Below are 11,356 nucleotides of genomic sequence, written 5' to 3' on the forward strand. Positions count from 1 at the left end.
ACTCATGTAAGCCGAATCGATGGGAAGCCCGCCGTATTTTCCGTTATAATTTTTAGTAAATATTACAGCATGGGTGTGAACGACAAAATGCTTCAAGCTTATTTGTTTCCAATCGGCTTCGCGCTGCAGACGTTTCCGCTGCTGGCGTTCGTCTTTACGCTGCCGTTTTTGATCGTGCAGTACCGGAAATACGGCTATGTCAATAAAATACGCGTCATTGTCCTGTATTCATTTCTCCTGTATTTATTGTGCGCCTTGTACTTGGTCATCCTGCCGCTGCCGGATACCCGGCATACTTGCACCGGAACGACGGGCTCGTTCAATCAATGGGTACCGTTCCAATTTGTCCGCGATTTTCTGCGGGAAACGGGTCTGCAGTGGAACAATCCGGCAACCTATCTTAAGGTGTTTGGGGAACGGGCGTTACTGCAAGTGGCGTTCAATGTGCTGCTGCTCGTCCCTCTGGGCGTGTTTTTGCGCTATTATTTCCGGCGCCGCATTTTGCGGACGACGGTTACGACGTTTCTTGTGTCGCTGTTTTTTGAAGTGACGCAGGGAACGGGGCTGTACGGCATTTACGATTGCCCCTACCGTCTATTCGATGTGGACGATCTGATGCTTAACACGGCAGGCGGTCTGGTCGGTTATGCGATAGCTCCATGGTTGACGGCCTTTATGCCCAAAAGCGATACGCTGGACGAAGGCGTCGATCTGTCCGTGACGCGTGTCAGCTACACCCGCCGTTTTGTCGCGTGGCTGATCGATTGGGCGGTATTGTCGCCGTTCGTTCTATTTTTCTTGGGACGGCATATGCTGCTTCCGCTCGCTGGAGCCGTCCTCTTCTATTTTGTCGTCGTGCCATACTTGACCGAAGGCAGGACGCTGGGCAAGCGGGTTGTGCGCATTCGCCTGGACGGAAGGGATGGCGGGTTGACGCTGCACGCGCTTTTGGTCCGCTACGTTTCGCTGTATTTTGGGATTGGCGGTCCTAATGTGCTGTTTATCAGCGGCGAAATGAACCAGCTCCCTTCGATGGTGATGATCCCGCTGCTGCTCGTCGCAGGGCTGCTGAACCTTGTCTTCGGCATCCATGCGCTGCTCTGCTTCGTACGGCGGGACCGGATGCTGTTCTACGAGCGGTGGAGCGAGACGAAGCATTCGATCACGTAGAAACCCGGTTGTGAAGATGGCCTTGTGGCGCCGTTATTGAATACGGCACCGCGCGGCCGTCTTTTTCGTTTGGGGCTTATCGAACGCTTAGGCTACCGATGGGGTTGGAAATTTGGTTATAATTGTTTTTTCTTTTGGAAATGGATGGCCGAACAAGTGTTTCCTGTGGTAGAATGTTTGTACGATAAAGGAGGGACGGAGAGGTTGAAGAAAGCAATACGAAAAATACCGGTTCGTGAATACGCCCTCTTGCTGAGCCGCTACTTGAAGTCCCAGCGCAAAAGCATGATTTTGCTGGCCGTACTGCTCGTAAGCGGCATTGCCATGCAGCTGGTGAACCCTCAAATTATCCGTTATTTCATCGACACGGCGCAGTCCCAGTCAAGCACCAGGCCCTTGCTTATCGCAGGCGGTCTGTTCATTGTCGTCACCTTGATTCAACAAGTTGTTGCCGTGGCCGCGACTTATGTAGGCGCGAATGTCGGATGGCTGGCAACCAATCAACTTCGCGGCGATGTGGCGGATCATTGCTTAAAGCTTGATATGACGTTTCATAAGTCGCAAACGTCCGGCGTGATCATTGAGCGGGTCGATGGGGATATCAACAATTTGTCCAACTTTTTCTCCAGCTTTGTCATTACGCTGCTGAGCAATCTCGTGCTGGTGGCGGGGATGCTGGTGCTCCTTTTCCGGGAGGGATGGCTGATCGGTGCGGGCATGCTCTTTTTTGTCGTGTTCGCGATAATCTCCATTCAGTATATCCGTAAGTTTGCGGTGCCTTATTGGGGGAAGCTGAGACAGGTGAGCGCGAAATTTTACGGCTTTTTGGGCGAGCATCTGGAAGGGACGGAGGATACGCGGGCCAACGGCGCAACCGGGTATGTGATGCGCCGGTATCACGAGCTGCTGCGCGAATGGCTGCCGGTCCGTGTGCGTGCGTTTTTCGGTTGGGCGTCGATGTGGATCACGACCCTGATCGTGTTTGCGATCGGCAACGCGGTTGCGTTTGTGTTGAGCTTTTATTTGTGGAAAAAGGGGTCGATTACGCTCGGTACCGTGTACATGATTTTTTATTACACCGAGCTAATGGCTAAACCGATCGAACAAATCCGCACGCAGATGGAGGATCTGCAAAAGGCGGACGCCAGCATCGTCCGGGTGAAGGAACTGCTAGAGACACAGTCGGTGATTCAGGACGGACCGGGTACGCCGGTGCCGCAGGGAGCGCTGTCCGTGGCATTCGAGGGTGTCCGCTTCGGCTACGAGGCGGATAGCCCGACGCTGCAGGACGTGAGCTTCCGCTTGGAGCCGGGGCAGGTGCTGGGCTTGCTCGGCCGGACGGGCAGCGGCAAAACGACGTTGGCGCGCCTGCTGCTGCGTTTCTACGATCCGGGAGAAGGGCGGATTGTTCTCGGGGAGACGGATATTCGGGAGGCGAAGCTGCAGCAGCTGCGCAGCCGGGTAGGGATGGTGACCCAGTCGATCGAGCTGTTCCAAGGGACGGTCCGCGACAACCTGACGTTCTTTGACGAGACGATCTCCGACGAACGGGTGGAACAGGTGCTGCGGGAGCTGGGGATGGAGTCGTGGCTTCGCTCGCTGCCAGGCGGCTTGGATACGATGTTGGAGTCCGGAGGCGGTGGATTGTCCGCAGGCGAGGCGCAGCTGCTGTCGTTTGCCCGAGTGTTCTTGTCCGATCCGGGACTCGTCATTCTCGACGAGGCTTCTTCTCGTTTGGATCCGGCGACCGAGCAGCGGATCGAGCGGGCAATGAACCGGCTGCTGCAAGGCCGGACCTGCATTATTATCGCCCACCGGCTGGCGACGATCCAGCGGGCGGACCGCATTCTTATTCTTGACAACGGTCGTATCGCTGAGGAGGGGGACCGGGCAAGGCTCGGGGCCGATCCGGATTCCCGCTACAGCCGGATGCTGAAGGTCGGAATGGAGGAAATGCTAGTATGACGACCTTTTCTTTTTTATGGCGGCTTACGCGTTACCGGTTGGGGCTTTATAGTTTGAACGCGCTCGCTTGGTCTTTGATTTATTTGGCCCCGATCGTTCCTGGACTCGTGACGAAAGCGTTTTTCGACGAGCTGTCGGGTCATTCCGCTTACAGCTTCGGCATTTGGACGTTGGTCCTCTTTCTGCTGCTGGCGGCATTGGCACGGGTTGTGCTGATCGTGTTCGGTTTTATCACGGACGTACAGTTCCGTTTCCGCGTCGCGGCGCTGCTGCGCCGGAATCTGCTGCGGCATGTGCTCAAGGAACCGGGAGCGCGGGCGATTCCGATCTCGCCGGGCGAGGCGATCAGCTCGTTCCGGGACGATGTCGAGCAGGTGGAGGAAACGGTCAGCTGGTCGGTGGACTCGTTCGGGATGACGCTGTTCGCTGCGGTATCGTGCTACATTCTTATTCGCATTAACGCAGAGATGACGCTGTGGGTGTTTTTGCCATTAGTCGTTGTTGTGACGATCGCTCAATTGTCGACGACCATGCTGCAAAAATATCGGGCGGCGAGCCGGGAAGCGACAAGCCAAGTTACCGGAGCGATCAGCGAAATGTTCTCTACGGTGCAGTCGATTCAGGTAGCAGGCGCGGAAGACCGGGTCATCGGCCGTTTCAAGCGATTGAACGACCAGCGCCGGGAAGCGATGCTGAAGGATCGTCTGCTGAGCACGACGCTCGAATCGATTTTCTCCAACGCGGTTAATTTCGGCACCGGATTGATTTTGCTGCTGGCCGCGCAATCGATGCGGGACGGCAGCTTTACGGTCGGCGATTTCGCGCTGTTCGTGTATTACCTTACATTCGTGACTCAGTTCATCCAAAACTTCGGGAAGTTCATGACTTACTTTAAGCAAAGCACGGTTTCAAAAGACCGTCTGGTAACGCTGCTGCAAGGGACGGACGAGGAAAGGCTGACGGAGTATCATCCGCTGCATTTGCGGGGAAGCCTGCCGGAGATGGATGAAGGGGCTGCGGTTGTCGGCGGCCGGACCTTGGAGATGCTGGAAGTACGCGGCTTGACATATCGTTATCCCGAAACAGGCCGGGGAATTGAAGGGATCGACCTGACGCTGCCGCGCGGTTCGTTCACCGTCATTACCGGGCGGGTCGGCTCCGGCAAGACGACGCTGGCGCGCACGCTGCTTGGGCTGCTGCCCATGCAGGCGGGAGCTATTCGCTGGAACGGGGAGCCTGTGGCGAAGCCGGACGACTATTTCATTCCGCCGCGCAGCGCCTATACGCCGCAAATCCCGCGGCTGTACAGCGATACGCTGGAGAACAATATTTTGCTCGGCATGCAAGCCGAGCCGGAGCAGCTCCAACGGGCGATCCACTCCGCCGTGCTGGAGCAGGATCTGGGGTATTTGCCGCATGGCCTCGACACGGTCATCGGGCCGCGAGGCGTGAAGCTGTCGGGCGGGCAAGCCCAACGTACCGCAGCCGCCCGGATGTTCGTACGCGACGCGGAGCTGCTCGTCTTCGACGATCTGTCAAGCGCGCTCGACGTCGATACCGAGGGGAAGCTGTGGGAGCGGCTTGAAGAACTGCGGCAAGGCGCGACCTGCCTGGTCATCTCCCACCGCAAAGCGGCGCTGGCCCGAGCGGACCGTATCGTCGTCCTGAAGGACGGACGCGTCGATGCCCAAGGCACGCTGGAGGAGCTGCTGGAATCGAATGCGGAGCTGCAGCGGCTGTGGCACCGCGGCGAGGCGTAGAAGTGGCAGGTTGGGGGCTAGGTGCTTGTTGGGAGGCCGCTGCGGCTTGTCCATTTCCCGGGCAAGCGCAGGAGTCGACAGGCTTCTACAGTGCGGAAGGGTATGAACGTTCGGGCGTTCAGAGTGATAGAGAAGCCGGTGTCTTTTTTCAAGGACATCGGCTTCTCTGTTGTTTTGCAGTAACATGGAAGATAAAGCATCGTACTTCCGCTAATTGTTGGAGGGAACAGGTGCCTTGGGAAATAAAGGAACTAAGATGCGCTATATGCCATGTTTGGGCAGGTGGTGAGAAATTTCGACAAGAGTAGAGCATCTGAGTTCCGCTAAGATTTTGTGACGGCTCGATTTGCCTCCGATAGAGCATTTCGGGTGCGCTATTTATGTTGCTATTTCAGGTGCATGATTTCAGGAGAGAATGTATGATCGACTAATTAAGAAAGCCGGGGACACGCCATCCCATTCATAAAGGGATGACGCATCTTCGGCTTTTCAATGCTTCTTCTCTTGCACGGGCACCTTTATGATTCGCGAGGCGGCCAGCACCCGGTTCTTGGAATCGACGACGCGTACTTGAACGTCAAGCGTTGCGGCATTAGTCGTCAGTGCCTTCGGCAGGTTCACACTAAGTGAGGATTCGCTCTGCCAAGTCGTCTGCTGCGGTTCGCCGTTGATGAAGACGGTGCTGCCAAGGCCGTATCTTCCGCCATGTATGGTAAGCTGCGATCTTCCGAAAGCATCGCCCCCGACGGTTAAGGAAGCAGGGCTTACCCGTTCGATTAGCGGTTCGCCGTAGCCGAGGATAAACGGTGGCATCCCTTTCGTATCGACGCGTGCACCAGCACCTACAGCTGCATCACTCGTATCGCTGCTGCCAGCCGCACCACTTGTGCTGCTGTCCGCCGTCCCGGCGATGCCCGTTGAGCTATTCCCGTCGCCACCCGTTGCGCCAGCACCTACGGCTGCATTACTCGCGTCACCGCTGTCAGCCGCGCCATTTGTGCTGCTGTCCGCCGTCCCGGCCATGCCCGTTGAGCTACTCCCGTCACCGCCCGTTGCGCCAGTACCTACAGCTGAGTTATTCGCGTCGCTAGTACCTACCGCGCCACTTGTGCTGCTGTCTGCCGTCTCGGATATGCCGGTCGCGCTATTCGCTTCGCCGCTGTCCACGCCGTCACCGCTAGTTGCCACGCCGTCGCTACCTGGGCTAGCCGTCGCGCTGCTTGCGGCTGCCTGCTTCTCCAGCGCCAGGATCGCCTTCTGCCTAGCCTCGTACTGCTGCACCAAATTCACGTCGATGTTCATCGCTTCATAATATGTTTTCGGCGGCAGCACCGGCATTTTTCGGTACAGGTCGGACAAAAAGTCCGTGTACGGACTGCCCTGCCGCTTCGCAAGATTCAAAATGTATGGCCCCAGAAACGACGGGCTCATGTGCAGCTCCTCTTTCGCTTCCTTCGGCAAATAGTTGCTCCAAATGACGACGGGAGTGTTATGCATTTTCTCCAAGAAGTCGGGGTCGTCCTCGCCGCTAATGTACTTCGATTCCTTATAAACCAACAGCTTTTCCAAGGAAGGGAGATGGTCGCCGAAAAAAACAATGATCGTCGGCTCCTTCACCCTGCTGAAATGCACAATCAGCTCCTGTAGCGCCCGGTCGGCGCCCGATAAGCCTTGTGCATACGTCTCGGCAATGCCTGTGGTCGCGTTGGACATATTGCCTTTCACTTCGATATGGTTCTTTTTAAACTTGCCCGGCCAGTAATGATAATGGTTTTCCATTGTATTGGCAAAAATGAAGTCTGGGCCGGGATTCCGTTCGGTCTCCTCGATGATGCGCCGCACGACGGCATGATCTCCGATGTAAGGGCCGACATACTCGTCCGGATTGAAATATTCCAGACTGATGAAGCGCGAAAATCCGAGATGCTTGTATACCTCCGAGCTGTTGAAGAACCAATGGTAAAACGGACTGATCGCCGTCGTCGTATAGCCTTGACCCGACAACAGGCTGGCCAGCGAAGCGGTCGGCTGCTTGATGTACTGCTCGTACGGAGTGGAATCCTCCGGGAAAAAGCGCATCGAATGTCCGGTCAGCACTTCCAGCTCGACGTTGGCCGTACCGCCGCCGAACATCGGGGAAAGCAGCGTGCCGTGGGTGAATTTCTCCTGCAGCGCATGGAACATCGGAGCCGGGTCCTCGCTGAATTGCAGGCTTTTGATTTGAGTGATGTCCCAAAATGCTTCGCTCAGCAGGATGATGATGTTCGGGGGCTTTTGCAGCTCTTCGGGCGACCACTCGGTTTGAATTTCAATCTCGGGCGGCGGCAGAGGGACGGGAGGTCGAATATAGCCCGAAGCTTGTAAAATAATAAGAAGAAACAAGCCGCAGGTCAAAGCCGTAAGGCGAAGTAACAAAGGCATAGGCGGATCTCCCGTTTGAATGCGTTTTCGTTAAAGTAGTGCTATTATACCACGGACCTTCGTCTTGTATATAGTGCGGCGCATCAGGGGGAATTGTAGAGCTGGCGATCACCGAAGAGCCGCGGCCGAACCGATGGGAAGAAGCGTTTTCTGCGGCCAGCGCGCTTATTCAAATTCTCCAGCTGCTGGCTTGGGAACGAAAAATCGGCGTCGTCAGGGAAAACGAACGAATACAATGGGGACCCGGATTCCCGTCAGGCGATCGGAGTGAAGCCCGGAGAGAAGATCGTCGGCACGCTCCACATAGGCTACTTCGACGAAGGCAAAGTGCCGCGTCCGAAGCCTCGTACGCCGGTATCCGAGCTGTTGACATTGCTTGAATAAAACGCGGACCGCTGTCCGCTTCCCGTAAGAATCCTTCGGCGAAGCGGGCTTTTTTATGTCCGTTTTTCCCTGACAGGTTCGTATTACCGAAATATAACTGTTGCGTCAGCGAAGCCTATTTTCCTTCAAGGCTGAAATAGGCTATGATGATAGGAGGTCAAATTATTTTTATCGACCGCACAACGACGCTTGACCGCTGTGCAGCACTCGGAGGGAACGAAACTGGATACTTTCGCTTGTCTTTATGTGATTCGCGGAGAACCTTTCCGCTCGGGTACATGCCTGAATCTGACCGCCGCCGAAACGGTAGTCGGGAGGGCTTCGAACTCGTATTCTCCGGACTTCGCTTTTTCGAACGCGTTTATTTCCCGTAAACATATAGTGATCCGCAAAGAAGAGGAGCGTGCGGTTCTGTACGATCTGGGCAGCACGCACGGCACGGAAATCAACGGCGTGATCGTCGAACCGAATCAACCGTATCCGCTGAAATCGTTTGATATCATAAAGCTGGCCAAAGGGATGACGGTACTGCATTTTTCGTATCTTTTCGCCGATCAGACGCTGGAGTTAGAGCCGCTCAGCATAACGCAGCGGTGGGACGAGCCTCACGGCCCGCTGACGATCCATTGGGAAAAACGGGAATGCGTGGTTGACGGTAAGCGGATTGCGATGTCCGAGAAAGAATTTTTGCTTATTCAGCTGTTGTACGATCATGCCAATCGGCTCGTGCCGATTGCCGAAATCAAGCAAGCCGTATGGCCGGAGCGCTCGGTCGGCGAGGACGGGGTTCCGGATGTAACAATGGACGAATTGAATGCGCTGGTGTACCGGATTCGCAAAAAATACGGCAAAGACACCTTTCTCATCAGTGCGGTTCGCGGCAGCGGATACGTGCTGGAGCTTCATAACAAATAAAGACATCATCGGAAAGTGGGTAAGGGTCAATGAGATGGATTGAAGTGGAACCTGCCGGCCCGCTGAACGGCTGCGTACATATCCCCGGTTCTAAAAACAGCTCGCTCGCCTTGTTGGCCGCCGCCTCACTGGCGGACGGTCTGGTGACGCTGGAGGGCATTCCGAATATCGACGATGTGAAATTGATCGCCCAGATCGGCAAAGACATCGGTTTGATGATCACCCGACGCCCATCCGGCGAAATTGTGCTGGACCCGCGTTACATCCACAGCGCGATCATCGATCCGGGCAAGGCGTCCGCTTACCGGGCGTCCTACTATTTTGCCGGAGCCTTGCTGGCCAAATTCGGGCGGGTGACGGTCGGGTTTCCGGGGGGAGATAACTTTGTCTCCAGGCCGATCGACCAGCATATGAAGGCGTTCCAAGCGCTCGGCGCGACGGTGGAGTTTCGCGAGGATCACTATATTATTGAGGCCAAAATGCTGCGCGGGGCGGACATCTACTTCGACACCGTGACGTCGGGCGCCACGATCAACGCCATTCTGGCGGCGGTCCGCGCTCAAGGCCGGACGAATCTGTATCATGCCGCAGTCGATCCGGAGGTCGTCGATACGGCGGCGTTCCTGAACGGTCTGGGCGCGCGCATTTACGGCGCAGGGACGGACCGCATACGGATCGAGGGCGTGCCATACTTGGACGGGGGAAGGCATGCCGTGATTCCCGACCGGCTCGTCGCCGGGGCATTCTTGATGAGTGCGGGCATCACCGGCGGTACCGTGACCGTGAAGGATGTCATTCCCGAGCACCTTGGGGCGTGTATCGCCAAGCTGAGCGAGGCCGGGCTGGAGATGGAATGGGACGAAAACAGTATTACCGCCCGCGGCATGGGTCAGATCCGCGCGACCCGGGTTCGCGCAACGATGTATCCGGGCTTTGCTACGGACCTGCAGCAGCCGATGACGGCTTTGCTGACGCAGGCCAAAGGCAAGAGCATCGTCACGGAACGGGTGTACCCGAACCGGTTCAATCACGTTCCGCAGCTTCGGCGCATGGGAGCGGAGATCGAGGTCCGCGGAGAGAGTGCTTTTATCCAGGGCGGCCGGCCGCTTGTCGGCGATTGGGTGCATGCGACCGATGTACGCGCGGGCACGTGTCTGGTGCTGGCCGGACTCGCAGCCGAAGGCTGCACGCGCATTACGGGCGTGGAGCATCTGGAGCGCGGTTATGAGGATGTTATCGGCAGCTTCGACGCGCTGGGCGCCAAACTGTCGCTGCATGAGCGGGAGACGGAGCAGGATAGCCGGGCTGCCGGGATGGCGTGACAAGATCATAGAAACGGATGGGCAAGCTTTAAAATGCCTCATTGTAACCTCTCTTCGGAGAGGTTTTTTTGCTGTTTGCGGACTTGTGCGATAGGATCTGTCGATAACCGGAAGGCGCGGGGAGCCGTCGGGGCAGCTAGGAGCAGATAGGAACCGCTAGGAGCAACTGGGAGCCCCGGGCGGAGCCTCCTTTCACTTATGGCCGGATCGAGCGCGAGCAAAATAGAAGCGGGAAAGTTCCTCTAAACCGTCTTTTTGACCTCCTTCTGCAAATAAAGAGGAACTCAGATGCGCTAAATGCCCGATTTTAACCTTGCTATAAATGTTTCGACACGAATAAGGGAACATACGTTCGTTATATTAAAAAAAGGCCATTTGAGACAAAAATAGCGCACGTCAGTTCCGTAATCTTGTGAAAAGAAAAAAACCATCAGACCCCGTACAATCAGTTTTAGACTGGCCACGGAAATCGAAACGTCGACAATCCTGGACGAGAAAAGAAAGTCCAAGATTGTCGCGGTATATTAAACTATCGTTCACCTAGCTCAACGAAGCAAACTCCTTCATCTGTGCTTTCATTTATACGTCATCCGTAACCAGAGCTATCGCGAATCCGTCGTACCCTTTGCAGCCTACCGTTTGGATTGCCGTGGCGCTTACACGCGGTTCAGAAGCAATAAGCTCGAAGAATCGGCGCACACCCTGGACGCTAGGATCGGTACTGTCGGCGTCGGCTACCGCTCCGTCGCGTACGACATTATCACCGATGATCATGCTTCCAATACGGGAGAGTTTAAGGGCCCACTCGAAGTATTTTGGATTATTGGGTTTGTCGGCATCGATAAATATCATGTCAAAGCATCTGCTTTCGGCGTCAAGTTCCTGTAGTAAATCAAGTGCCTGACCTACTCGTACTTCAACAACATCGGACAAACCGGCGCGCGCAATATTAACTCGTGCGATTTCGGCGTGTTTTGGATCGGATTCCAGTGTAATTAAACGTCCGTCGGCAGGCAGTGCCCTTGCGAGCCAGATTGTGCTATAACCGCCTAACGTACCAATTTCCAAGATCGTGCGCGCCCGTTGGATTCGCGCTAACAAATGCAGCAGCTTACCCTGGTTCGGTGCAACGTCTTGCGGCGGCAAACCAGCTGCAGTGTTATTCTGAAGTGCTTCCTCGAGCATAGGATCATGTGCTATAAGCAGATCACTGAAGTAACTGTCGACGTCCGTCCATCTTTTATTCCGCTCCTTGCTAGATCCAAGTTGTTGGTTTTGATTGTTATCGGAAACAAACACGTTAAATCGCCCCTTTCGATTGTCGGATTAAATTTTTTATGAATTCCCTTAGAATAATAACAGCAAAGTTCAATAAACAAAATTTCAATAAATATTTCAAATATATAAAAATATGTTATC

General features: G+C 55.3%; 7 protein-coding genes. 5 read left to right on the forward strand and 2 right to left on the reverse strand.

From position 1 onward, the window contains the following. Positions 1 to 87: 87 nt before the first annotated feature. The 3 genes from ET33_RS11700 (at position 88) to ET33_RS11710 (ending at position 4,895) form a co-directional block, all read left to right on the forward strand. Positions 88 to 1,170, forward strand: a complete 1,083-nt coding sequence (locus ET33_RS11700) for a VanZ family protein (RefSeq protein ID WP_036681041.1) — start codon at positions 88 to 90, stop codon at positions 1,168 to 1,170. A 204-nt stretch (positions 1,171 to 1,374) separates the two neighbouring features. Continuing rightward, positions 1,375 to 3,135, forward strand: a complete 1,761-nt coding sequence (locus ET33_RS11705; RefSeq protein ID WP_036681042.1) for an ABC transporter ATP-binding protein — start codon at positions 1,375 to 1,377, stop codon at positions 3,133 to 3,135. Beyond that, positions 3,132 to 4,895, forward strand: coding sequence for an ABC transporter ATP-binding protein (locus ET33_RS11710; protein WP_036681043.1), 1,764 nt, complete (start codon positions 3,132 to 3,134; stop codon positions 4,893 to 4,895). The genes ET33_RS11705 and ET33_RS11710 overlap by 4 nt, the downstream gene beginning before the upstream one ends. 489 nt (positions 4,896 to 5,384) lie before the next feature. Here the strand turns inward: ET33_RS11710 and ET33_RS11715 are convergent, their stop codons facing one another. Next, positions 5,385 to 7,316, reverse strand: coding sequence for a sulfatase-like hydrolase/transferase (locus ET33_RS11715; RefSeq protein ID WP_036681044.1), 1,932 nt, complete (start codon positions 7,314 to 7,316; stop codon positions 5,385 to 5,387). A gap of 582 nt (positions 7,317 to 7,898) precedes the next feature. Between ET33_RS11715 and ET33_RS11725 the strand changes: the two genes are divergently transcribed. Both ET33_RS11725 and murA read left to right on the forward strand, forming a co-directional pair. After that, positions 7,899 to 8,615, forward strand: coding sequence for an FHA domain-containing protein (locus ET33_RS11725; RefSeq protein WP_235206695.1), 717 nt, complete (start codon positions 7,899 to 7,901; stop codon positions 8,613 to 8,615). Positions 8,616 to 8,644: 29 nt separating this feature from the next. Continuing rightward, positions 8,645 to 9,937 carry a UDP-N-acetylglucosamine 1-carboxyvinyltransferase gene (gene murA, locus ET33_RS11730; RefSeq protein WP_036681046.1) on the forward strand — a complete coding sequence of 431 codons (1,293 nt, stop codon included), beginning with the start codon at positions 8,645 to 8,647 and terminating at the stop codon, positions 9,935 to 9,937. A 579-nt stretch (positions 9,938 to 10,516) separates the two neighbouring features. On the opposite strand, the gene ET33_RS11735 is transcribed toward murA, so the two are convergent. Beyond that, positions 10,517 to 11,236: an O-methyltransferase gene (locus ET33_RS11735; RefSeq protein WP_036681048.1), complete on the reverse strand. Its 720-nt coding sequence runs from the start codon at positions 11,234 to 11,236 to the stop codon at positions 10,517 to 10,519. Positions 11,237 to 11,356 lie beyond the last annotated feature (120 nt).

The organism is Paenibacillus tyrphae (assembly GCF_000722545.1).
Classification (GTDB): domain Bacteria; phylum Bacillota; class Bacilli; order Paenibacillales; family NBRC-103111; genus Paenibacillus_G; species Paenibacillus_G tyrfis.

Bases quoted from the DNA above. Each gene is read 5' to 3' on its own strand.
- ET33_RS11700 (WP_036681041.1), top strand. From the start codon at position 88: ATGCTTCAAGCTTATTTGTTTCCAATCGGCTTCGCGCTGCAGACGTTT.
- ET33_RS11710 (WP_036681043.1), top strand. From the start codon at position 3,132: ATGACGACCTTTTCTTTTTTATGGCGGCTTACGCGTTACCGGTTGGGG.
- ET33_RS11715 (WP_036681044.1), bottom strand. From the start codon at position 7,316: ATGCCTTTGTTACTTCGCCTTACGGCTTTGACCTGCGGCTTGTTTCTT.
- murA (WP_036681046.1), top strand. From the start codon at position 8,645: ATGAGATGGATTGAAGTGGAACCTGCCGGCCCGCTGAACGGCTGCGTA.